Source organism: Qipengyuania sp. SM2512, from assembly GCF_054954005.1.
The window spans coordinates 311,906-335,677 of the sequence record NZ_CM143134.1 but is presented as its reverse complement, the minus strand read 5'-3'; the positions used below and the strand labels follow the sequence as shown (position 1 = coordinate 335,677).

Sequence of the window (23,772 nt, the reverse complement as noted above, 5' to 3'; positions counted from 1 at the left end):
GTCTAAAGATCGGCGGCGGTCATCTGGAAGATCGGCGTGTGCGGCTGATAGCGCTCCATCCTGTCGAGCAGACCGTCCAACGTCTCGTCGGCGATCATGATCCCCTGATGCGCGGGGCGGATGAAACCGACCTCGGCCATGTGGCGGTTGAAGGCGAGCAGGTGGTCGAAGAAGCCGAAGGCGTTGAGCAGCCCGACCGGGTTGTCGTGATAGCCCAGCTGCGCCCAGCTGATCGCTTCCCACAATTCGTCCATTGTCCCCACGCCGCCGGGGATGGTGACGAAGCCGTCCGACAGATCGGTGAAACGCTGCTTGCGCTCGTGCATTCCCGACACCGTGTACAACTCGGTGCAGTCGTGATTGGCGACCTCGGAGCTGGCGAGCGCCTCGGGGATGATCCCGATCACCTCGCCCCCGGCATCGAGCGCGCCCTTGGCGACTGCGCCCATCAGCCCGAGCCGACCGCCGCCATAGACGACGCCGATCCCGCGCAGCGCGAGCCCTTCGCCGACGGCGCGGGCGAGTTCCATATAGCGCGGGTCCTTCGGCGTCGCCGATCCGCAGTAAACGGCAAGTCTCTTCACGCGTGCGTCGCTCCGACCAGATCTTCGATCATCAGCCCGGCGGTCGCCTTGGCGCTGCCGACCACCCCGGGGATGCCCGCGCCCGGATGGGTCCCGGCGCCGACGAGGTAGAAATTGCCGATCACGTCGTCGCGGTTGTGACCGCGGAACCAGGCGCTCTGCGTCAGCAGCGGCTCCAGGCTGAAGGCGCTGCCCAGATGCGCATTGAGATCCTGCGAGAAATCGCGTGGGCTATAATGGAACTTGGTCACGATCCGCTCGTGGATATCGGGAATATCCAGCCGCCGTCCGACCTCGTCGAGCACGCGCTTTTCCAGCAGCGGACCGGTTTCTTCCCAGTCGACCGCCAGCTTGCCGGCATGCGCGACCGGGACCAGCGCGTAGAAGGTGCTTTTACCTTCGGGCGCGACGCTGGGGTCGGTCACGCTGGGGTGGTGGAGATAGACCGAGAAATCGGCGGGCAGCACACCATGCTTGTAGATGTCGTCGACCAGCCCTTTGTAGCGCGGGCCGAACAGGATCATGTGGTGCGGGATGTGGGGGAAGGTCCCCTCGAGCCCGAAATGGACCACGAACAGGCTGGGCGAGAATTTCTTGCGCGCCAGCGTCTTGGCAGAGCTCGCGCCGCGTCCCGAACCGCTCAGCAAATCCTTGTAGCTGTGCATGATGTCGGCGTTGCTGGCGACCGCGTCGAAACGCTGGCGGAAGCCCGATTTGGTTTCGACCTCGGTCGCCACGGTGCCGAGCGTGTGGACCTGGATCACCGGGTCGTCCAGCCGGACGGTTCCTCCGATCCGTTCGAAATGGCGCACCATTCCTGCGATCAGCTGGTTGGTCCCGCCGCGCGCCCACCAGACGCCGCCGTCTTTCTCCAACTTGTGGATCAGCGCGTAGATCGCGCTGGTCTTCATCGGGCTGCCGCCGACCAGCAGCGTGTGGAAGCTGAAGGCCTCGCGCAGCTTCTCGTCCTCGATGAAATGGCTGACCATCGAATAGACGCTGCGCCAGGCCTGCTTGCGCGCCAGCGCGGGCGCGGCCTTGAGCATGGATTTGAAGTCGAGGAAGGGCACATGCCCCAGCTTGACGTAGCCCTCCTCGTAGACCTCGGCGGAATATTTGAGGAAGCGCTGGTAGCCCGCGACATCGGCGGGGTTGATCCGCGCGATCTCGTCGAACAGCTGGTCCTCGTCGTTGGAATAGTCGAACTGCGTCCCGTCGGGCCAGGTCAGCCGGTAGAAGGGCATGACCTTCATCAGATCGACATCCGCGGCCATGTCGTGCCCCGACAGCGCCCACAATTCGCGCAGGCAGTCGGGATCGGTGATCACGGTCGGGCCGGCGTCGAAGGTGAAGCCCTCGCGCTCGAAGACATAGGCGCGGCCGCCGGGCTTGTCGCGCGATTCGATCACCGTGGTGGCGACCCCGGCGGATTGCAGGCGGATGGCCAGCGCCAGCCCCCCGAAGCCCGAGCCGATCACGCAGGCGGTCTTGCCGGTCGCCGAAGTCTCAACCGTAGCGGTATCGGTGGGCGCGGCGGTGATATGGGGAGGTGTCGCGTTCATCGCTGCTATCCTTGGACGAGAGGCCTGCCTTTGCCAAGCAGGGCGGCAATGGCGCGGGGGATGGGGACGGGCGGCTTGCCCGTGAGCGTGCGCAATTGGTCGAGCCGGGTCGAACGCGCGGCGTAGAACCGCTCGATCAGCGGTTCGGGGAGGCGGTAGAAGCGTTCGAAGATCTTGTAGCGAAGCTCGGGCCTGGCGGCGTCGAACAGCATCTTGCCGAGCATGCGGTAGAAGCCGGTCGCGCGCCAGTGATCGCGCGCGCGGCGATCGACGAAGCGCGCGAGTTCGTCGCCCGCAAGATGCGTCTGGCGGGCGATCGCGAGCGCGTTGGCGACCGCGATCGGGGTGGTGTAGCTGGTCAGCGGATGGGTGAAACCGCCGCGCGCTCCGGCCAGCACCACCCCGGGCACAGCCAGACTGTCGCGATAGGCGGCGAAATCGCCCCCCGTGATTACCGGGAGCACGCCGGTTTCCTCTCCCACCGTCTCGCCGGTCCAGCCATGGCTGGCGCAATAGGCCGCGATCCGTTCGGAAAGCACCGCCCGGTCGAGCCGAGGTTCGTCGGCATAATAGGTGTCCTCGACGAAGATGTCCTGCGGCCCCAGCGGCAGGACATAGACGAAGCGATAGGCGCCGTGCTGCTCTACGGTGGCATCCATGATGATCGGGCGCACGACCCCGTGCGGGCTGTCGCAGCGCAGGTGGCGGCCCATGAAGACCTGCCAGCCCCCGGTCAGATGCTCCGAGGGGCCGGCATCGCGGCAGTCGATCACCGTGGCCGCCGCGAGCCGCTCGCCGGTCTCGAGCTCGACGCCATGCTCTGACACGCTCTCGACCCGCGTCCCCGCCATGATGGCCTGCTGCGGCAGCAGACGGCGCAGCGTGCGGTCGAAGTCTGCGCTGGCGAGGGAGCGGTATTCGCCGGCGAGCTGGCGCTGATGCGCGGGAAAGCGGACCATGTTACCCTCGGGCCAGACGGTCTGGGGAAAGGGCTCCATCAGCGCCTCTCCCTCGGGGTTGAGATCGCCGGTGAACCAGCTCCAGCGGTGATTGCCGCCATAGCTTCCGCCTGCCTCGATCAGCGCGATCCGGCGCTCCGGCTGCGCGCGATGGATGGCGAGGGCGATCAGTCCGCCGGCCAGTCCGCCGCCAACCACGGCAATATCGAGGGTTCGCCCGTTCATTGCCGCTTTGCCCTAGGCAGCAACGTGGACTAGGGCAATGCAAAGGAATGCAAGGGAACGTGCGCGCAGCCGGCCCGTTATTGCGTCGAAACGTCATCCGAGGAAAAACATGAAAATATTCGCCGCTGGTCTGATGGCCGCTGGAACCATGCTCGTCGCCGCCCCGCTCGCCGCGCAGGATGCTGCTGCGCCCGGCGTGCGGGCCGCGGCGCCGGACCTACCCGAGGACACCGTGTTCGACGGCGATTACCTGACTGTCGGCATCGGCGTCGGCTATGGCGCGAGCTATTCGGGTTCGGACGATTACCGCACCTTCGTCCTGCCGATCGTGCAGGGTTCGCTGGCCGGGGTCGATATCAGTCCGCGCGCCGCGGGGGTCGCGCTCGATTTCATTCCCGATCCGGACGAGGGCATGTCCTTCTCCTTCGGCCCGGTGATCAAGCTCAACCGCGACCGCGCCGATCTCGATGGCATCAAGGATCCGGTGGTCGAGGCCTACGGCGAACTCGATACCGCGATCGAGGTCGGCCCCAGCGTCGGGGTCAGCTTCCCGCAGGTGCTCAACCCCTTCGACAGCCTCAGCTTCTCGGTGGATGCGGCCTGGGATGTGGCGGGCGCTCACGAGGGCATGTCGGTGAGCCCCTCGATCACCTATTTCACCCCGCTGAGCCGCGGGATCGCGGCAATGCTGTCGCTGAGCACCAAATATATCGACGACGATTACGCCGATTATTATTATTCTGTCCCCGCCGCCAACGCAGCGCTGCCCGCCGCCGATGTCCTGCCCGGCTTCCAGGCCGATAGCGGGTTCGAAAGCGCGGGCGTCAACGTGCTGCTGGCCTACGATCTCAATGGCGATGTCACCGATGGCGGGCTCGCGCTGATCGGGCTGGGCGGCTATTCGCGCATGCTCGGCGACGCCAAGGATTCGCCCTTCACCAGCCTTCGCGGCGAGGCCGACCAGTTCCTCGGAGCGATCGGGATTGGCTACACCTTCTGACCCTGTCGAGCAGCGTCGAACGAAGAAAGGGCGGCTCATCGAGCCGCCCTTTCCGTATCAGTCGCTGGTGGCGGATTCCGTGCCGACCGTTCCCGGTGCCAGGATCGGCCGCGGGGCGGGCAGCTGAGCATCGCGGTCGCCGGTCTTGAGATAGGTCTCGAACCACCGCATCATCCGCAAATTGTAATCGTAGCGCGCCGCCGCCCGGTTGTTGCCATGGCCTTCGCCGGGGTAGAGCACCAGCCGTACCGGGGTCTCGGGTTTGCGCACCTTGATCGACCGGTAAAGCTCGTAGCTCTGCGACGGCGAGACCCGCGTATCCTCGGCCCCGTGCATGATCAGTAGCGGGGTTTCGGCCTTGTCGGTGTGATAGATCGGGCTGACCTCGAGCATCTTCTGCCAATCGTCCCAGGGCCAGGCGAGGCTGTGGACATTGTACATCTCGTAGGGGATGTCGGTGGTGCCGAACTTGCTGATCTGATTGGAGATCCCGACGAACATCACACCCGCAGCGAACTCGTCGCTGAAATAGGTCGAGGCCCAGCCGGTGGCGTAGCCGCCATAGGATCCGCCGGTCACCCCAACCCGGTCGGCATCGGCCACGCCCATCTCGACCAGCGCGCGCTTGGCATCGACCAGATCGGTGAATTCGGGGTCGGTGTAATTGCCTTGATGCTGCTTGGAGAAGACGGTGCCGTAAGCGGTCGAGCCGCGGTAATTGGGCAGGAACACCGCATAGCCCTGGCCCGCCGCGACCTGGCCCGGGCCGCTGTAATTGGTGACCCAGCCATTGGAATCATGCGCTTCGGGGCCGCCATGAACATCGAGGATCAGGGGCGCCCCGCCGGTCGGAGCGCCGCCGACCGGTTCGACCAGAACGCCTTCTACCTGTTGCCCGTCGCGGGCGGTGTAGGTGACGGTGCGCTGCTGGCCCATGTCGATCTGCGAAAGCCACGGGTTATGCGAGGTCCAGCGCTCGAAGGCGCCCTCGTCCCAGACGAACAACTCGCTGGGATGGCTGGGAGAATTGGCCGTCACCGCGATGCGGTTTCCGGCCGCCTCGACCGCGGTCAGGATCAATTCGTCATTATCGTGTTCGACATCGATACTTCCGTCGGCATTGTAGATCCGTAGCGCCGACTGCGCGCCCTTGTGGATCACCGCCGCAAGCCGCCCGTCCGCGAGCCATTCGGCGTCCACCGCCGCCTCGGGCGCGCCCTGGTTGAGCGCGCGATACTCTCCTGTCTCGACATCGACGAAATGCAGCGTCGTCGCGGCGGGATCGTTGATGTCGATCCCGGCGATCAGCGACAGCCGCGAACCGTCGGGCGAGATCTCGACATCGCCGATCTTGCCCGGCGTCTCGACCACCGCGCTGATGCGGCCGGTAGCGAGATCGAGTACGTGGAGGCGCTTGGATGTGTAGCTGTCGTCGACCTGCGGGGTCGGCGCGCTTTCGATGATCCCATAGCGCGCGTCCGGCGCGATCTTGAAATCGCTGACATAACCGGGGATCGCGATCGCTTGCGGCTTGGCATCCGGCGTCGCGCCGATGGCGGCGCGGAACAGGCGATTGAGCCGCGCTTCTTCCTCATAGACGATCGCGTCGAACCCCGCCTCGCTCTGGCTGGTCCGCGCCTTGTCCTCGGCTGCTCCGGCGAGCAGGTGCATATGGCTGCCGTCGGGGCTCCAGGCGTAGCTGCGCACCGCGGCGCCTTCCACTTCGGCGAGCTTGCGCTGCGCGCCGCCATCCACCGGAATGCCCCAGACCGCGCGTTTCTCGTCCTCCCTGGTCCACAGGAAGCTCACCCAGCGGCCATCGGGCGAGAAGGCGATCGAGCCGACGTTCATGTCTTCGGGCAGGAAGTCGCGGACATTGCCCGGCCCGTAGGCCAGCCGGAGCTGCTGGCGGGGTCCGCCGTTTTCCTCGCCTGCGGTGACATCGGGCAGGCTGACCGTGGTGTAGGCGATCCGGCTGCCGTCGGGCCCGACCGCGATCGCGCCAACGCTTTCGAGCCTGGCAACGTCTTCCGGCGTCATCGGGCGCGCCGAGGCAGCGGTGGCGGCGAGCGCGCTGGAGGCGAGCAACAGGGTGGTGAGTGTCCGGCGGGTCATGGCGGGGCGATCCTCTCTCTCGATCGTGGGAATTTGCGGATGCCGCTTTCATAACGAGGCAGGCGCGCTTGGCAAACCGGCGCTTGTGCGCGCGCGCCGGGCAAGGCATCAGTTCGCGCAAAGGGAGAGTTTTCATGCGTTTCACCTATCCGCTGGCGCTGGCCGCCGCACTGCCTGTCGCCTTGGCCGCCACGCCCGCTCTGGCCGACACCACCGTGGTTCACGCCGGCAACGTCATCGCCGACGCCGACAGCCAGCCGATGGGCCCGGCGACGATCACGGTCACCGATGGACGGATCGTGAGCATCGAGTCGGGCTGGAACCCTGCGCCTGCGGGCGCCGAGACGGTGCGGCTCGAGGGCATGACCGTGGTGCCGGGCCTGATCGATCTGCATGTCCATCTGACCGGCGATCCCGGGGGCGATTTCTGGAAGGATTCGGTCGAGCCCGAGGAATGGGGCGTGGTCGTTGGCGCAAAGAACGCCGCGAAGACGCTGCGCGCCGGCTTCACCACGGTGCGCGAGGCGGGGAGCGCACAGCAGAGCGGCTTCTCGCTGCGGCGCGGGACCGAGGAAGGCCTGATCGAGGGACCGCGGATTGTCGCCGCCGGACCGGCGCTGGCCATCGTCGGCGGGCATGGCGACGTCTCGGGCTTTCGGCCCGAGGTCAACGCGGTGCTCACCTCGGGCTACACCTGCACCGGCGCGGTCGAATGCGCCGAGAAGGTCCGCCGCGCGAGCCAGAACGGCGCGGATGTGATCAAGATCACCGCCACGGGCGGGGTGCTGAGCCAGCAGGGCCGCGGGCTCGAGGCGCATTTCTCCGATGCCGAAATGACCAGCATCGCGGATACCGCGCATTCGCTCGGGCTGCAGGTAATGGCGCATGCGCATGGCGCGCGCGGGATCGAGGCGGCGGCGCGTGCCGGCATCGACAGCATCGAGCACGCGACCTATCTCGACGAGGCTGCAGCCGAGGCGATGAAAGCCAATGGCACCGTTCTGGTCCCGACGCTGATGGCGTTCCAGGGCGTGACCGAGCGGCTGGGGCAGGGGATCTATACTCCGGTGGTCGAGGACAAGATCCGCGCGGTCGCCGAAACCGCCAAGGTGTTCATGGGGCGGGCCTATCGCTGGGGCGTCCCGATCGCGTTCGGGACCGATGCCGGCGTGTTCGACCATGGCCGCAACGCCGAGGAATTCGCGCTGATGGTGGCCCAGGGCATGCCGCACCGCGAGGCCTTCGCCAGCGCCACCACCGTCGCGGCGCAGGTGCTGCAGATGGAAGACGAGATCGGACGGCTCGCGCCCGGCTATTCCGCCGACATGATCGCGGTCGCGGGCAATCCGCTCGAGGATGTCACCGTGCTCGAGGATGTCGAGTGGGTGATGGTCCGCGGGCGGATCGCCGAGTAGCCTTCGCAGAATGTGCACCGACGCTGGTCGATTGAAATCGCGTTAGCGGTTTCGTCATTGCGAATTTTGCGCCAGCAAGGCGCGGCAATCCATGGATCGCCGCGTCGCCCAAGTGGGCTCCTCGCAATGACGATTTGAGGACGAATTGAGAGGGGAATCACCAATGCAGACAATCCGCATCGCGCTGCTCGCGAGTGCCGCGCTTTCGCTCGCCGCTTGCGCCACCACCGCGCGCGAGGCCGGTCCGCCCGCCATGGAAGCTGCTTCGGCAACGCAATCGGAACACGACCGGCTGTTCGCGCTGTTCGCCGATGCCGACGAACGCGAATTGAAGCTCAATCCGATCAGCGCGCTGTTTCGCGGCGACATGCGCTACGCCGACCGGATCGGCGACTTCCTTACCGACGAATACAATGACGCGAGCCGCGTCGATGCGCAGAGCAATCTGGAGCAGCTGCGCGCCATCGACCGGTCCGCGCTCGATGAGACCGATCGGCTTGCCTATGATGTGTTCGCCTACAACCAGCAGCAGGCGCTCAAGGGACTGACCGACGAAATCATCGCGGTCACCGAGGTGCGCCCGGTGAACCATTTCTCGGGCTTCCATACCTTCTACCCGACCTTTGCCAGCGGCCAGAGCGCCGCCCCGTTCAAGACGGTCGAGGATTACGAGAACAATCTCAGCCGCCATAAGAACTACATCGAGCTCAACGACCGCGCGATCGCGCTGTTTCGCGACGGGCTCGAGAGCGGCGTGCTCGAAACCAGGCTCACGATCGGCAATGTGATAGAACAGCTCGACACGCAGATCGCGATGCCGCTGGAGGAATCGCCCTTCTGGATGCCGGTGAAGAACTTCCCCGACAGCTTTACGGCTGCCGAGAAAGCCCGGCTGACCGAGGACTATCGCGCCGCGACGCAGGACATCTATGCGGCGCACGAGCGGATGCGCGATTTCCTGCGCGACGAATATCTGCCGCGGGCGCGGACGAGCGTGGGGCTGTCGCAGATGAAGGGCGGCGAGGCGCTCTATCGCCAGCTGATCGAGAGCACGACCACGCTGCCGCTCGAACCCGATTACCTGCACGAGCTGGGGCTGAGCGAAGTCGCGCGGATCAAGACCGGGCTGGAAGAAATCAAGGCCGAGGTCGGCTTCGAGGGCACACTCGACGAATTCTTCGACTACGTCCGCACCGATCCGCAGTTCAAGCCGGAAAGCCGCGAGGCGCTGACGCAGAGCTATTACGACATCGGCAAGCAGGTCGATGCCAAGATCGACGAACTGTTTTCGCTGACCCCTGCGGCGCCGCTCGAAATCCGGCCCTACGAAACCTTCCGCGAAGAATTCTCGGCAGGCGGGTCCTATGAATCGGGTGCGCCCGACGGGTCGCGCCCCGGGGTGTTCTATTTCAACGCCTATGACCTGCCCAGCCGGCTGACGACGGGCAATGTCACGCTCTATCTCCACGAGGGCGCGCCGGGGCATCACTTCCAGATCAGCCTCGCGCAGGAGAACGAGGCGCTGCCCGCCTTCATGCGCTTCGGCGGCACCACCGCCTTCGTCGAGGGCTGGGCGCTCTATGCGGAGACGCTGGGCGAGGAGATGGGCTTCTTCGAGGATCCCTGGAACCGCTACGGCACGCTGCAGGACGAGCAATTGCGCGCGATGCGGCTGGTGGTCGACACCGGGCTGCATTCCAAGGGCTGGACCCGCGAGCAGGCGATCGACTTCATGCTGGCGAACTCGGGCATGACGCGCACCGAAGTGGTGGCCGAGGTCGAGCGCTATATCGCCATCCCGAGCCAGGCGCTGGCCTACAAGGTCGGCGCGCTCAAGATCCAGGAACTGCGCCAGCGCGCCGAGCAGCGGCTGGGCGACGATTTCGACATCAAGGCCTTTCATGCGCAGGTGCTGAACACCGGCGGGCTGCCGCTGCCGGTGCTGGAGGCGAAGATCGACCGCTGGATCGCCGCGGGCGGCGCCTGAGAGGCGCTATTCCGCGGGCGGCCCGCTGGCGGACCAAGCCCCTAGCGGGCCAAACCTCTACTTGGCCGCGGCGGGCGGTTCACCGCGTCCGACGCTGACATAGTCGAAGCCGCGCGCGCGCAAATCGTCGGCGCGATAGATGTTGCGCAGGTCGACCAGCACCGGGGCCCGCGCGATCTCCTTGACCCGGTCGAGATCGAGCGCGCGGAAGGCGTCCCATTCGGTCACGATGGCGATGGCGTCGGCGCCCTCGATCGTGGTGTAGGGATCCTCGCACATGGTCACCTGCGGCATCAGCGGGGCCGCCGCCTCCATGCCTTCGGGATCGTAGGCGAAGACCTCGACCCCGGCGTCGGTGAGCGTCTGCGCCACCGCGATCGCGGGCGAATCGCGCATATCGTCGGTGTTGGGCTTGAATGTCAGCCCGAGCAGCGCGACCTTCTTGCCGCGCGCGGTCTCCTTGCCTCCCAGCGCATCGAGAACCTTGCGCCCCATCGCCCGCTTGCGGCTGTCGTTGGCCTCGACCACGGCGCCGACGATCCGCATCGGACTGTCGTAATCCTCGGCGGTCTTGAGCAGCGCCAGCGTGTCCTTGGGGAAGCACGAGCCGCCATAGCCGGGGCCGGCGTGGAGGAATTTCGAGCCGATGCGGTTGTCCATCCCGATCCCGCGGCTGACATCCTGAACGTCTGCGCCGACCCGTTCGCACAAATCGGCGATCTCGTTGATGAAGGTGATCTTGGTCGCGAGGAAGGCGTTGGCGGCGTATTTGATCAGCTCGCTGGTGCGGCGCCCGGTGAACAGGATCGGCGATTCGTTCAGGAACAGCGGGCGATAGACCTCGCGCATGACCGCGCGGCCGAAATCGTCCTGCGCACCGATTACGATCCGGTCGGGGCGCTTGAAGTCTCCGATCGCCGCGCCCTCGCGCAGGAATTCGGGGTTGGAGACCACGGCGAAACGGTGGGTGGTGCCGCTTTCGGCGAGAATGCGCTCGACCTCGTCGCCGGTGCCGACGGGTACGGTGGATTTGGTCACCACCACCGCGTCGTTCGCCAGGCTGGCGCCGATTTCCTCGGCGACGGCATAGACGAAGGAGAGATCGGCGTGCCCGTCGCCGCGGCGGCTGGGGGTGCCCACCGCGATGAAGATCGCCTCGGCCCCGGCGATGCCTCCGGCCAGATCGGTGGTAAAGCTCAGCCGGCCGGCCTTGACGTTGGCGTCGACCAGTTTCTCCAGGCCGGGTTCGTAGATCGGCATGAGGCCGTCGCAGAGCCGCGCGATCTTCGCTTCGTCCTTGTCGATGCAGACCACCTCGTGGCCGAAATCGGCGAAGCAGGCGCCCGATACCAGCCCGACATAGCCCGAGCCTACCATTGCGATCTTCATGAAATGCCTCCGGTGTGACGAATGGTGATCGTGCCGTCGGTGTCGACAGCCTGGATGTAACGCTGCTGCGTGCCATCGAGCACCAGCGCGGTCAGCACGCCGGTGCGGAAGGCGCCGGTGTCGATCCCGATCCGGTGGCCGCGATGTTCGATATCCTCGAAGATGGTGTGGCCGTGGACGATGACATGGCTGAGCGGATCGGGATGGCGCAGGAAGCGCTCGCGGATCCACAACAGGTCGCCGCGGCTCTGATCGTCGATCGCGCGGGTTGGATCGACGCCTGCGTGGACGAAGACGTAGTCTCCGGCCACGATCATCTCGTCGAGCGACTGGAGGAAAGCGCGGTCGCCTTCCGGAATCAGCCGCGTGAGTTCGCGCTGCAATTCGCCCAGCGTCAGCGCGTCGAGATCCTTGCGCGAGATGCCGTAGCTCATGATGGTCTCGCGGCCGCCATGCTTGAGGAAGTGGCGCAGCACGTCCTTGTCCTCGAAGCTGTCGAGGAACATTTCTTCGTGATTGCCGGCCAGACAGCGCAGCGGGCGCAGGCCCTGCCATTCGCGCGCGGCGGCGATGACGCCCGCGCTGTGGGGGCCGCGGTCGACCAGATCGCCCAGCAGGACCACGGTCGAGCTCGCCTGCGGGGAAGCGCCGTCGTCCTCCTCGATCGCCCGGCGCAGCGCGTCGAACAGATCGAACCGGCCGTGGACATCGCCGACGACGTAATAGCGTTCGCCTTCGGGCACCGCCGAAAGCTTGACCGGCGCCTTGGGCCTGCGGAAGATCTGGCGGAGGGAATTGAGCATGGGCGTTAAGATGGCGCCGAAACCAAGCGCTGCAAGGCGCATAGTCGCGAGCGGGCCGGCGGGCAACCGCGCGATGGCGGGATTGCATCCAGCCTCGGCTTTCGCAGTTGCACAAAAACCACGCTCTCGGTCGTCAATTGGTAATATTCGCTGCGAAACTTGCTTTCATGGCTTCGTTTGTGAAATATGGTTGCGAACACGTAAGAGGAACCCGAACCAAAACACGGGCCCGACGTCGTTTGCAGGTGGGACGAAGCGACAACCATCAGGAGTCTGTCATGCTAACGTCCTCGCGCGGCCTCGCCGCATCGCTCGTCTTGGCGAGTTTTACCCTATCCGCCCCTGCCTTCGCGCAGGTCGTCAACCCCGCCGACGAAGTCGAGGAAGACACCCAGGGGCCGATCACGATCTCGGCCAATGTCGCGATCGCGAGCGAATATCGGTTCCGCGGTGTCGATCTGTCCGGGGGCGAGATCGCCGTCCAGGGCGGGTTCGATCTGGCGACCAATTCGGGCTTCTATGTCGGCGCCTGGGCGTCGTCGCTCGACGAGACCACGGTGGGCTACGGCTCGACCGAGCTGGATATTTACGGCGGCTGGAGCGGCGAGTTCGCCAGCGGCCTTTCCGCCGATGTCGGGGTCATCGGTTACCTCTACCCCGATGCCGGCCCGGGCGATTTCGATTACGTCGAAGTCTATGGCTCGGTAGGCTTCGCCATGGGACCCGCCGAAGCCACCGTCGGCGTCGCTTACGCTCCCGAGCAGGATTCGCTCGGCGGGACGGACAATTTCTACGTCTATACCGATGTGGGAGTGGGCATCCCCGGCACTCCGGTAAGCCTGACCGGGCATGTCGGTTACACCGATGGCTTCCTGACCTACACCACCGACAGCAAGGCTTTCGACTGGTCGATCGGCGCGGAGACGGCGCTCTATGGGCCGCTGTCGATCAGCGCCGCCTATGTCGGCGCCGAAGGCGACATTCCGGCTGGAGCCTATGATTTCGTCGACGACGCAATTGTGGTCACGCTCAGCGCGAGCTTCTGAACCCAGGCACGGTTTCGAGCGGGGGCGGGCTCAAATCCGCCCCCTCATCGTTTCCAGCCCGAATATGGTCCTGGGGCTGCGGCTCTGGGACCCGGCCAATCGGGCAGCCCAAACGGTATCCGGCTTTCCTTCGCGCTTTTGGCTCCGAACCGGAGCAATTTTCTTCGCCGGCAATAGGATTTGCTCCTAGCTCGCCCGCCTTCAATCGTATCCGAAATCGTTGCAAGTAAAGGCTCCTGCCTATACATGAGTCGCGGGGGGATTCGCGATGGGGATACTGCCTCAGCTTGACGCTGCCGAATGGCTTGCGCTGGTCCAGCACGAGCTGTTCCTTTTCGCGACCTTTTTCTTCATCCTCGGTGCGCTGGACGAACTGGTCGTGGATCTCGCCTATGGGTGGCTGCGGCTGCGCGGCAAGGTCGCGACCCCGCTCGTCGATGAAGGGCAATTGCGCGCGCGCCCGCTGTCGGGGATCGCGGCAATCTTCGTCCCGGCGTGGGACGAGGCACGGGTCATCCGCGCGATGCTGACCCACGCCCGCCTGGCCTGGCCGCAGGCCGAGGCGCGCTTCTACATCGGCTGCTATCGCAACGATGCCGCCACCTTGGCCGAAGCCTCGATCGTCGCTCGCGAGGATTCGCGGGTCCGCGTGGTCGTGCACGATCGCGACGGCCCGACCTGCAAGGCAGACTGCCTCAACGCGCTCTATGCGGCGCTGCAGGCGGACGAGTCGCGCAGCGGCGAGCGGGCGCGGATGGTGGTGCTGCACGATGCCGAGGACATGGTCGACCCGGCCGCGCTCGCCGCGCTCGACGCGGCGCTCGACCACGCCGAATTCGTCCAGCTGCCGGTGCTCGCCCTGCCGCAACCCGGATCGCGCTTCGTGGCTGGCCATTACAGCGACGAATTCGCCGAAGCTCACGGCAAGGTGATGGTGGTCCGCAGCGCGCTGGGTGCGGGGATCCCCGGCGCCGGGGTGGGCAGCGCGGTGGAACGCGAGACGCTCGAACGCCTCGCCCAGCTCTCGGGCGGCAACGGCCCCTTCGCGGTGAAGTCGTTGACCGAGGATTACGAATTCGGGCTCAATGTCGGCTCGATCGGCGGGCGCGATCGCTTCCTGCGGCTGCGCACCCGCGAAGGCCGGCTGATCGCGACGCGCGCCTATTTCCCCTCGCGGATCGACACCGCAGTCCGGCAGAAGACGCGCTGGATCCACGGGATCGCGCTGCAGGGCTGGGACCGGCTGGGGTGGAACGGCGGGATCGTGCGGTTGTGGATGAAGCTGCGCGACCGCCGGGGCCCGTTCGCGGCGCTGCTGCTCGCCATGGCCTATCTGCTGCTGCTGTCGACGGGCCTGCTCGGCATCGCGGCGCTGTTCGGGGTGTTGCTGCCGGTCAAGGCCTCGCCGCTGCTGACCGCGATGCTGGTGATCTGCAGCTTCGCCTTCGTCTGGCGGGCGCTGGTCCGCGCCGTCTTCACGACGCGCGAATTCGGCTGGCGCGAGGGGCTGCTGGCGATACTGCGGATCCCGGTGTCGAACGTTATCGCGATTATGGCGGGGCGGCGCGCCATCGCCGCCTATGTCGCGACGCTGCGCGGCGCGGAGGCGCGCTGGGACAAGACCGACCACGACGATCATCCCGCCTCCCTCGCCATGGCCCCCCACACGGCATGATCGTCCGGCCGACCCTCGGGTCCCTGCCGAACTCCCGATCCTTCCGCGGCCAGCCGCTGGCGATCATGCTGGCGGTGGTCGCAATCTGGTTCGGGTTGAGAGCCAGCCTGCTGGCGCCGGTGTCGGAGCCCGGGAAATCGGAGCTTCTCGCGCGGCCCGCGCGGGGGGCGGAAGCGATTGCCAGAGCGGACACGGCCCTGCGGGATGGATCGCCCGCGCCTTGGCGGACCGGGCCAACCGACCTCACGTCGCCGCCGTTTATGCGCCTCGGGGCTGCCGCCGCCGCAGTCCCGCTTCGCGCCTGGTTTGCGGCACCGGCGCCGGGGCCGCCGATCCGCGAGCAGTTGGACAGCGGCTCGGGAATGCCTCCCGTCTTCGGGGCGGCTGAGCCTGAGTTGCCCCGGCAGAGCCACGGACCTGCGCCCGGGCCCGCTACGCTGCAGCGGGTCGGCTTCTCGCTCGCCCCGCCGGCAGCCGAGGCGAGCGGTCGCAAGCGGCTTTCGATCGACGGCTGGCTGTTCCTGCGCGAGGGCAGCGCCGGCGAGGCCGGTGCGGCGCCGCTGGCGCCGACTTATGGCGCAAGCCAGTTCGGCGCCGTTCTGCGCTATGATCTGGGCTCGCGCGCGCACCCCCCGCAGGCCTATCTGCGCGCCACCGGGGCGATCGATTCGCGCGAGGCGGATCTGGCAGCGGGGATCAGCATCCGGCCCGTGGCGGCGCTCCCGCTCCGCGCGCATGGCGAGGTGCGTGCGTCGCGGCTGGGCGACCGGGTCGAACTGCGCCCCTCGGCCTTCGTTACATTCGGCGTGGAACGGGCGCTTCCGCTCGACGCGCGGGTCCGCGGCTATGCGCAGGCGGGCTATGTCGGCGGCAAATTCGCGACCGGTTTCGCCGATGGCAGCCTGGTGGTCGAGCGCGATGCGAAGCGCTTCGAGCGCGGCGCGCTCGCGGTGGGAGGCGGTGCCTGGGGCGGGGCGCAGAAGGGGACCGAGCGGCTCGATGTCGGACCGACCGCAAGCATGGCGCTGCGGGTCGGACAGGGCAGCGTCCGGCTGGCGGCTGACTACCGCTTCCGGGTCGCGGGGGATGCGGAACCGTCCTCGGGAGCGGCGCTGACGCTTTCGACCTCTTTCTGACCCCGGCGGCTATGATCGGCGGGCAGGCTGGGATAGGGCGCGGACATGGACGTCTACCTGCCCATCGCGAACCTGTCCGTGAACGGGCTCTGGATCGTCGCGCTCGGGCTGGTGACCGGCCTGCTCTCGGGTCTGTTCGGCGTCGGCGGCGGGTTCCTGACCACGCCATTGCTGATCTTCTACGGCGTGCCCCCGACGGTGGCCGCCGCCTCAGCCTCGACCCAGGTCACCGGCGCCAGCGTCTCGGGTGTGCTGGCGCATTCCAAGCGCGCCGGGGTGGACTACCGCATGGGCGGGGTGATGGTCGTCGGGGGGATGATCGGCGCAGGAATCGGTTCGTTGCTGTTCCGCTGGCTGCGGGCGATGGGGCAGATCGACGTGGTGATCAGCGCGCTCTACGTTATCCTGCTCGGCTCGATCGGGATGATGATGGCGCGCGAGGCGATCCGGGCGCTGCGCGGCAAGTCCTCCGGTTCGGTCGCGAAACGGCGCCGCCACCATCCGCTGGTCGCCTCGCTGCCGATGCGCTGGCGCTTCTATCGCTCGGGCCTGTACATATCGCCGCTGGCACCGCTGATCCTGGGCATTCTGGTCGGCATCCTGACGATGCTGATGGGTGTGGGCGGCGGCTTCATCCTCGTCCCTGCCATGCTCTATATCCTCGGCATGAGCGCCAATGTCGTGGTCGGCACCAGTCTGTTCAACATTCTCTTCGTCACCATCGCCACCACCATGATGCATTCGCTGACAACCAGAGCGGTCGATATCGTGCTGGTCGGGCTGCTGCTGATCGGTTCGGTCACCGGGGCGCAGATGGGCACGCAGGTTGCCTCCAAGGTAAAGCCGGAAATCCTCCGGCTTATTCTCGCCTCGATCGTGCTCGCGATCGCGCTGCGGATGTTCTTCGGCCTGTTCGTGCAGCCCGACGAAATCTACACGGTCGCGCCGCTGTGAGGGCGCTGCTCCTGCTGCTTTTTGCGCTGATGCTGTCGGGCCAGCGCGATCCGATCCTGGTGCCCGAAGTGTCGCAGCACGAAGTTCAGGTCCGTCAGGGCTTCACCGGCACCGAACTGCTATTGTTCGGGGCGATCATCGATCCTGCGGGGCGAGGGGTAGGCGGCGAATACGACATCGTCGTCGTGCTCAAGGGCCCGCCCGAACCGATCCGGCTGCGCGAGAAGGCGCGTTTCGGGGGCGTCTGGGTCAACGCCGAGAACACCGATTTCCGTTCTGTCCCTTCCTTCTTCGCGGTGGCTTCCTCGCGGCCGATCGACGAAATCGTCGACCAGAAGACCGCCGCAATCTACGAATTCGGGACCGACTATATCCAGCTCTCGCCGACCGGAATCATCGACCCGGCGGAGCAGGCGCGCTTTACCGCCGGGCTGGTCGATCTCAAGACGCGGCAGAACCTCTATCAGGAACTGGTCGGCGGCGTCGAATTGCGCGAGCAGGTGCTCTATCAGGCCCGCATCTCGCTGCCCTCCAACGTCAGCACCGGGATCTACACCGCCGAGACCTTCGCAGTCACCGACGGGCGCGTGATCGCATCGGCCATGGCCGAGGTCGCGGTGCGCAAGGTCGGGTTCGAACGCTTCATCGAGAATTCCGCCAATGAGTGGGGGCTCTATTACGGCCTCGCCGCAGTGCTGCTCTCGATCGGGATGGGCTGGGCCGCAGGGCGTTTCTACGCCATGATCTAGCAGATGTTTCCGGAGCTTGTGCCGGCTGTGCAGCGCGGTCGTTACGACATTTTAACCGTCAGCGCTTAGGCCAATTTATACAACAGCCGAGCCAGCGGAAGCTTCATGACCGATATGTCTCATCACAATTTCCGCACTCCCGACTCCTCCGGCGAGGGCGAGGCGGAACCGCCGCAGCGCAACGCGCTGCGCGACCGGATCCGTCGCGGCGGCGCGGCTCCGGCCGCGCAGGATGCTCGCCCTGTGGCTGCTGCACCGACCGCCTCGGCCGCAGTGCCAGAGCGTGCGCGGTATCAGCCAGAGGCGCCGCGCCCGGCGGCGATCCGGCAGACGGCTCCCCCGCCGGCCACCGCGCAGGACCGGATGCGCGCTCCCGAGCACGAGCTGCGTCGTCCAGCACCGGTGCGTCCGGCCTCCGAGCACGTTCGCGAGACCCCCGCGCATGGCGAGGCCCCCCGGCCGCGGCCCGCGGCGGCGCAGCCCCGGCAAGCAGATCCGAAGGAAGTCGGCCAGGCCGAGCGCCGCGGCGGTGGCAGTGGCGGCGAGGGCGACGGCGTGGACAACGCTGTGCTTCCGATCGGCGAGGTGCTGGAGATCGCCGGGTCGGGATCGCGTATCGTGATCGACCTGAAGCGTCTCAACGAATGCATGCTCGACCAGGACCCGTCGATCGCCATGGCGGGTCAGGTCGGCAGCCAGATCAAGATCCGCGTCGGCGATGGCTGGCTGCTGGCCAATGTCCGCAATCAGAAGCAGGATCGCCACATCAGCGGCTCGGTCGTCGCCAATATCGATTTCCTCGGCGAGGGCGCGGAGGAACGGCTCACCGGCAAGCTGCACGGCTTCAAGCGCGGGGTCACCCGCTATCCGGTGCCCGGGGCGAAGATATTTCCGGCCACCACCCAGGATCTCAGGCAGGTCTACGCCAGCGATGGCCGCAGTTCGGTGTCCATCGGCAGGGTCTACCCGACCAAGGATATTCGCGCCGGGCTCTATATCGATGCGATGCTGGGCAAGCATTTCGCGCTGCTCGGATCGACCGGCACCGGCAAGTCGACCAGCGCCGCGCTGATCCTCCACCGCATCTGCGAGGCGGCGCCCGAGGGTCATATCGTGATGATCGATCCGCATGGCGAATATGCGGCGGCCTTCCGCCACACCGGCGTGATCCTCGACGTGTCGAACCTCCAGATGCCCTATTGGCTGATGAATTTCGAAGAGCATTGCGAAGTGCTTCTGACCAGCGCCGGCAACGAGCGGCAGGTCGATGCCGACATCCTCGCCCGCTGCCTGCTGCATGCCCGCGGCAAGAGCCGGCTCGCCGAGCAGATGGGCAAGATCACGGTGGATTCGCCGATCCCCTACCTGCTGTCCGATCTCTCGACCGCATTGCAGGATGCGATGGGCAGGCTCGACAAGGCGACCAATTCGGCGCCCTATATGCGGATCAAGAACAAGCTGGACGAGATCAAATCCGATCCGCGCTACCAGTTCATGTTCTCGGGCATGCTGGTCGCCGACACCATGGCCGACTTCATCTGCAAGATCTTCCGCATGCCCGGCGGCGGCAAGCCGATCTCGATCATCGACGTCTCGGGTGTGCCCTCCGACATCACCGCTACGGTGGTCGCGGTGCTCAGCCGGCTGGTGTTCGACTTCGCGATCTGGGGCCGCGAGGAGAAGACCCGCCCGGTGCTGCTGGTGTGCGAGGAAGCGCATCGCTACGTTCCCAATGAGAAGAACGCCGACGGATCGAGCGTGGGCCGGGTGCTCAGCCGGATCGCCAAGGAGGGCCGCAAATACGGCATTAGCCTGGGCCTCATCACCCAGCGCCCGTCCGACCTTGCCGAGGGCGTGCTGTCGCAATGCGGCACGATCATCGCGATGCGGCTCAACAACGACCGCGATCAGGCCTTCGTCAAGGCCGCCATGCCCGAGGGCGCGCGCGGCTTTCTCGATGCGATCCCGGCGCTGCGCAACCGCGAATGCATCATTTGCGGCGAGGGCGTCACGATCCCGATCCGGGTGCGCTTCGATACGCTCGAGGAATCCAAGCGTCCCGCCTCGGACGATCCCAGCTTCGTCGAATTGTGGAACAGCAGCGGCGGCGAGGAAGAAGCGGTCCAGCGGGTGGTCCAGCGCTGGCGCTCGCAGGGGTAGGTTCAGGGCAAAGTTTAGGGAAAGTTTAGGCCTAAGTCCCGCGGGTATCGCCGAACAGGTGGATATGCAGACGGTCGCTCATCCGGAAGCCGTGCTCGAGGCATAGCGGTACCAGCCAGCGCTCTCGCTCACGCAGCGTGGCGCTGTCGGTGCCCTCGGGCATCAGGAAGACCCGGGCGGGCGGGATCGCATGGCTGCGGACCAGCGCCGCCGCCTCGGCCACGTCCTCGGGCTCCGCCACCACGAATTTGAACCAGGCGCGCGGGTCGCCGGCATAGGCGTGGAGCCGTTCGGCGATCAACGCGAGTTCGGGCGGATTGCCGCTGTGCGCCAGCTTGGGGCTGACATTGTACTGGTCGATGCGGATATCGAGCCGCGGCGGCGCCGCGGTGGTGCCGTTGGTCTCGATCTCCACCGCCACGTCGGGCAGCAGTTCGAGCAGTTCGGCAAGCGCGCCGGCCTGGAGCAGCGGTTCGCCGCCGGTCACCACCAGCCGCTTCTGCCCGTGCTCCGCAACAAGGCTGGCCACTTTGGCGACGGGCAGGGTGACCTGGTTGGCGCGGCGGTCGTGGGTCTCCCCCGAGCGGTGCGGACGCTCATCTCCCGTGAAATGCCAGGTGTAGGCGGTGTCGCACCAGACGCAGGCGAGGTTGCAGCGCGACAGCCTCAGGAAGGCGACCGGCATGCCCGCGGACGGGCCTTCGCCCTGCAGCGAGGAGAAGATCTCCGGCCCCCCGGTGTCGTCGGTCGCGAGCGTTAGTTTCACACGGCTTTCCAGAAATGTCCCGGGAGGGTGACACAGGGTGACAGGGGTGACACCCTGCGAAAATCACTAACCCATTGTTTCCAAGAGGATAAATTCAGTCAGAGTGACGCATGGCGGGGGGAGCCCGCCTCGCAACCGCCCTATGGCAGGAAAAAGCGCTGTAGGAAAACGCGAAGCGCGGGGGTCAGCCCAGCCGCGCCAGCGCCGCCTCCAGCCGCTCGACCTCGGCGCTGTGATGCGCCAGATCGGCGCGCGCCTTCTCGACCGCCTCGGGCTTGGCGCGTTCGACGAAGCTGGCGTTGCCGAGCCGGCCCGAGAGCGAGCCCGCTTCCTTGCGGCTGACTACCAGCGCCTTCTCCAGCCGCGCCTTCTCGGCCGCGATGTCGATCACGCCTTCGAGCGGGATGACGAAGGCGTCCTCGCCCGCGGCGATCTGCATCGCGGGGCCCGCGGGCGCCTCGGCGAAATGCACCGGGGTCAGCCGCGCGAGCCGCTCGATCGCCGCCGCATTGCCCTCGACCACGGTCTTCGCCAGTGCGCTGGGGGCCGGGCAATAGGCGGCCAGCTTGGCGCCGGGCGGGATGCCGAGCTCGTTCTTGGCCGCGCGCACTGCGCCGGTGAGCGCGATCAGCCAGTCGATCTCGGCTTTGGCCGCGGCATCGACCTCGGCCGCAGGCTCGGGCCAGCGCGCGGTGATTAGCGGGTGATCGGGGCGGTCGCCCTGCTTGCTCCATAGCTCCTCGGTGATGAAGGGCATGAAGGGGTGGAGCATGACGAGGATCTGGTCGAGCGCCCAGCCGGCGACGGCGCGGGTCTCGAGCGCCGCCAAATTCCCCTCCCGCTCGCGGGAGGGGCTAGGGGTGGGCGAGGCCTGTTCGTCTGCATCGGGCCCACCCCCGACCCCTCCCGCAGGCGGGAGGGGGGAAAGGACGGGCTTGATCAGTTCCAGATACCAGTCGCAAAACCGGTCCCAGACGAAGTGGTAGATCGTATTCGCCGCCGCATCGAAGCGCAGCTCGGAGAGCGCGCGGTCGAGCGCGGCCTGCGTCTCCACCACTTCGCCGATGATCCATTTGTTGACCGCCAGCGTGGCCTCGGGCGCGGCGATCTGCGTGCTCGCGCCGATGCCGTTGGCCTGGCAGAAGCGCGTGGCGTTCCACAGCTTGGTCGCGAAATTGCGGTAGCCCTCGACGCGCTTGTCATCCATCTTGATGTCGCGGCCCTGGCTTTCCATCGCCGCCATGAAGAAGCGCAAGGCGTCGGCGCCGTAGCGCTCGATCAGCCCCAGCGGATCGACGACATTGCCCTTGGACTTCGACATCTTCTGTCCGTCGGCGGCGCGCACCAGCCCGTGCAGATAGAGCCGGGGCCAGGGGTTCTGCCCGGTCAGATGCCGCCCCATCATCATCATCCGCGCATCCCAGAAGAACAGGATGTCGAAGCCCGAGATGAGCAGGTCGTTGGGGTAGTGCTTTTTGACCAGCTCGGTCTTGTCCGGCCAGCCGAGCGTCGCGAAGGGCCACAGCGCGCTGGAGAACCAGGTGTCGAGGACGTCGGGGTCCCGGAAGAGATTTATTCGGTGCGGTTCGTCAGGAGATTGAACTTCGTTGAAAACAATGTCTGCCTGCTCTTGCTCCCAAATAACAATCTGACTGGACGCAACGTTCTTGTTGAAAGCTTCACTGTAGAACGCGCTTGCTTGCTCACGTATCTCCTGATCCGATGAGCCGATGAACGGAGTACCGCTTGCTTGCGGTCCACGTGCAGCATCCTTGCCCGTGTACATTGTCATGCCAAGAGGCCCGCCGCCTTCGGGCCGCGGGGTCGGACCATAACACGCCGGAATCCGGTGCCCCCACCACAGCTGGCGGCTGACGCACCAGGGCTGGATGTTCTCCATCCAGTTGAAGAAGGTCTTCTCCCACGACTTGGGGACGATCTCGACCTCGCCGCTCCTGACGGCCGCGATCGGTGCCCTGGCGAGCTCGGCGGCGTCGACATACCATTGGTCGGTCAGCCAGGGCTCGATCACCACGCCGCCGCGGTCGCCGAAGGGGGTGGCGATGGTGCGGGGTTCGGAATCGAGTTCCTCCTCCTCGCCATCCTTGGTCTTGACCACATGCGGGATGAGGAAGCCCTGCTCCTTCATCCGTTCGACCACCAGCTCACGCGCGCCGTTCACGCCGTCGCGCCGGAAGCGGTGCAGGCCGAGGAACTCCTGCGGCACCAGGCCATCCGCGGTCTGGCAGACATCGGCCTCGCCATCGAGCATGTTGAGCATGTCGCCCGCGGCGATCCCGGCGCGCTTGCCGACTTCGAAATCGTTGAAATCGTGGCCCGGGGTGATCTTCACCGCGCCGCTGCCCAGTTCGGGGTCGGCATGTTCGTCGGCGACGATCGGAACGCGGCGGCCGGTGATCGGCAGGACGACATATTTGCCGACCACGCTGGCATAGCGGGTGTCGTCGGGATGCACCGCGACCGCCATATCGGCGAGCATGGTTTCGGGCCGGGTGGTGGCGACGACGATATGATCCGCACCGCTATCGAGCGTGACCCCGTCGGCGAGCGGATAACGGAAGTGCCAGAACTGGCCCTTCACATCCTGCGTCTCGACCTCGAGATCGGAAATCGCGGTCTTGAGCTTGGGGTCCCAATTGACCAGCCGCTTGTCGCGGTAGATCAGCCCGTCCTTGTGCAGATCGACGAAGGTCTTGAGCACGGCTTTCGAGAAATGCTCGTCCATGGTGAACTGCTCTCTGGACCAGTCCATCGAACAGCCCAGCCGGCGCAGCTGGCGGGTGATCTGGCCGCCGCTCTCGTGCTTCCACTCCCACACCTTGGCGATGAAGTCCTCGCGGCTGTAATTGCTGCGCTTGTCCTGCGCCGCCTCGAGCTGGCGCTCGACCACCATCTGGGTGGCGATCCCGGCGTGGTCGGTGCCGACCACCCACAGCGCATCCTTGCCGCGCAGCCGCTCGTAGCGGATCATGATATCCTGCAGCGTATTGTCGAGCGCGTGGCCGATATGCAGACTGCCGGTGACGTTGGGCGGCGGATTGACGATGGTGTAGGCTTGCGCGCCGGGGCGGGCCGGGCGGAACAGCCCGTTCTCCTCCCAGTGGGAATACCAGCGCGCCTCGATATCGGCGGGGTCGAAAGTCGTCGGAAGATCGGTGCTCATCTTCGCGCCTTTGCCAGCGGGCCTGCCCCTAGGCAACAACGGCGGCACCGACTGCCCGCAACA

At 66.4% G+C, this 23,772-nt stretch carries 17 protein-coding genes; 9 read left to right on the top strand and 8 right to left on the bottom strand.

The window, feature by feature from the left end:
• Positions 1 to 2 precede the first annotated feature (2 nt).
• From ACQ5J0_RS01640 to crtY, 3 genes are read right to left on the bottom strand one after another with little or no spacing between them, the layout of a single operon-like run.
• Complete coding sequence (locus ACQ5J0_RS01640) at positions 3 to 584, bottom strand: LOG family protein (RefSeq protein WP_462568793.1); 582 nt, start codon at positions 582 to 584, stop codon at positions 3 to 5.
• A complete protein-coding gene (locus ACQ5J0_RS01635; protein ID WP_462568792.1) occupies positions 581 to 2,146 on the bottom strand; it encodes a phytoene desaturase in 1,566 nt (521 codons plus the stop codon). Before ACQ5J0_RS01635 ends, ACQ5J0_RS01640 begins: the two co-directional genes overlap by 4 nt.
• Before the next feature lie 5 nt (positions 2,147 to 2,151).
• Entirely contained in the window at positions 2,152 to 3,330 is a 1,179-nt protein-coding gene (gene crtY / locus ACQ5J0_RS01630) for a lycopene beta-cyclase CrtY (protein ID WP_462568791.1), read from the bottom strand.
• Between the two features lie 109 nt (positions 3,331 to 3,439).
• On the opposite strand from crtY, the gene ACQ5J0_RS01625 reads away from it, so the two are divergent.
• Positions 3,440 to 4,330, top strand: a complete 891-nt coding sequence (locus ACQ5J0_RS01625) for a MipA/OmpV family protein (RefSeq protein WP_462568790.1) — start codon at positions 3,440 to 3,442, stop codon at positions 4,328 to 4,330.
• A 57-nt stretch (positions 4,331 to 4,387) separates the two neighbouring features.
• Here ACQ5J0_RS01625 and ACQ5J0_RS01620 read toward each other — a convergent pair whose 3' ends face one another.
• Positions 4,388 to 6,445, bottom strand: coding sequence for a S9 family peptidase (locus ACQ5J0_RS01620; RefSeq protein WP_462568789.1), 2,058 nt, complete (start codon positions 6,443 to 6,445; stop codon positions 4,388 to 4,390).
• Between the two features lie 134 nt (positions 6,446 to 6,579).
• Between ACQ5J0_RS01620 and ACQ5J0_RS01615 the strand changes: the two genes are divergently transcribed.
• Both ACQ5J0_RS01615 and ACQ5J0_RS01610 read left to right on the top strand, forming a co-directional pair.
• Entirely contained in the window at positions 6,580 to 7,860 is a 1,281-nt protein-coding gene (locus ACQ5J0_RS01615; RefSeq protein ID WP_462568788.1) for a metal-dependent hydrolase family protein, read from the top strand.
• A gap of 163 nt (positions 7,861 to 8,023) precedes the next feature.
• On the top strand, positions 8,024 to 9,847 hold the full coding sequence (locus ACQ5J0_RS01610; RefSeq protein ID WP_462568787.1) for a DUF885 domain-containing protein: 1,824 nt from the start codon (positions 8,024 to 8,026) through the stop codon (positions 9,845 to 9,847).
• 57 nt (positions 9,848 to 9,904) lie between these two features.
• Here the strand turns inward: ACQ5J0_RS01610 and ACQ5J0_RS01605 are convergent, their stop codons facing one another.
• Positions 9,905 to 11,236 carry a UDP-glucose dehydrogenase family protein gene (locus ACQ5J0_RS01605; RefSeq protein WP_462568786.1) on the bottom strand — a complete coding sequence of 444 codons (1,332 nt, stop codon included), beginning with the start codon at positions 11,234 to 11,236 and terminating at the stop codon, positions 9,905 to 9,907.
• On the bottom strand, positions 11,233 to 12,039 hold the full coding sequence (locus tag ACQ5J0_RS01600) for a metallophosphoesterase family protein (RefSeq protein WP_462568785.1): 807 nt from the start codon (positions 12,037 to 12,039) through the stop codon (positions 11,233 to 11,235). The genes ACQ5J0_RS01605 and ACQ5J0_RS01600 overlap by 4 nt, the downstream gene beginning before the upstream one ends.
• A 278-nt stretch (positions 12,040 to 12,317) precedes the next feature.
• Between ACQ5J0_RS01600 and ACQ5J0_RS01595 the strand changes: the two genes are divergently transcribed.
• The 6 genes from ACQ5J0_RS01595 (at position 12,318) to ACQ5J0_RS01570 (ending at position 19,759) form a co-directional block, all read left to right on the top strand.
• A complete protein-coding gene (locus ACQ5J0_RS01595) occupies positions 12,318 to 13,085 on the top strand; it encodes a TorF family putative porin (RefSeq protein ID WP_462568784.1) in 768 nt (255 codons plus the stop codon).
• Between the two features lie 268 nt (positions 13,086 to 13,353).
• Positions 13,354 to 14,760 (top strand): glycosyl transferase family protein, encoded by a 1,407-nt coding sequence (locus ACQ5J0_RS01590; RefSeq protein WP_462568783.1) that lies wholly within the window; start codon positions 13,354 to 13,356, stop codon positions 14,758 to 14,760.
• Positions 14,761 to 15,020: 260 nt separating this feature from the next.
• Positions 15,021 to 15,896: a hypothetical protein gene (locus ACQ5J0_RS01585; RefSeq protein WP_462568782.1), complete on the top strand. Its 876-nt coding sequence runs from the start codon at positions 15,021 to 15,023 to the stop codon at positions 15,894 to 15,896.
• A 45-nt stretch (positions 15,897 to 15,941) separates the two neighbouring features.
• A complete protein-coding gene (locus ACQ5J0_RS01580) occupies positions 15,942 to 16,850 on the top strand; it encodes a sulfite exporter TauE/SafE family protein (RefSeq protein ID WP_462568781.1) in 909 nt (302 codons plus the stop codon).
• Positions 16,847 to 17,599, top strand: coding sequence for a TIGR02186 family protein (locus ACQ5J0_RS01575; RefSeq protein WP_462568780.1), 753 nt, complete (start codon positions 16,847 to 16,849; stop codon positions 17,597 to 17,599). The genes ACQ5J0_RS01580 and ACQ5J0_RS01575 overlap by 4 nt, the downstream gene beginning before the upstream one ends.
• A 105-nt stretch (positions 17,600 to 17,704) precedes the next feature.
• On the top strand, positions 17,705 to 19,759 hold the full coding sequence (locus ACQ5J0_RS01570) for an ATP-binding protein (RefSeq protein WP_462568779.1): 2,055 nt from the start codon (positions 17,705 to 17,707) through the stop codon (positions 19,757 to 19,759).
• 31 nt (positions 19,760 to 19,790) lie between these two features.
• Here ACQ5J0_RS01570 and ACQ5J0_RS01565 read toward each other — a convergent pair whose 3' ends face one another.
• The gene (locus tag ACQ5J0_RS01565) at positions 19,791 to 20,525 is read right to left on the bottom strand and encodes a 7-carboxy-7-deazaguanine synthase QueE (protein WP_462568778.1); all 735 of its coding nucleotides are present in this window, start codon (positions 20,523 to 20,525) and stop codon (positions 19,791 to 19,793) included.
• 184 nt (positions 20,526 to 20,709) lie between these two features.
• Positions 20,710 to 23,709: a valine--tRNA ligase gene (locus ACQ5J0_RS01560; RefSeq protein ID WP_462568777.1), complete on the bottom strand. Its 3,000-nt coding sequence runs from the start codon at positions 23,707 to 23,709 to the stop codon at positions 20,710 to 20,712.
• Positions 23,710 to 23,772: the final 63 nt, after the last annotated feature.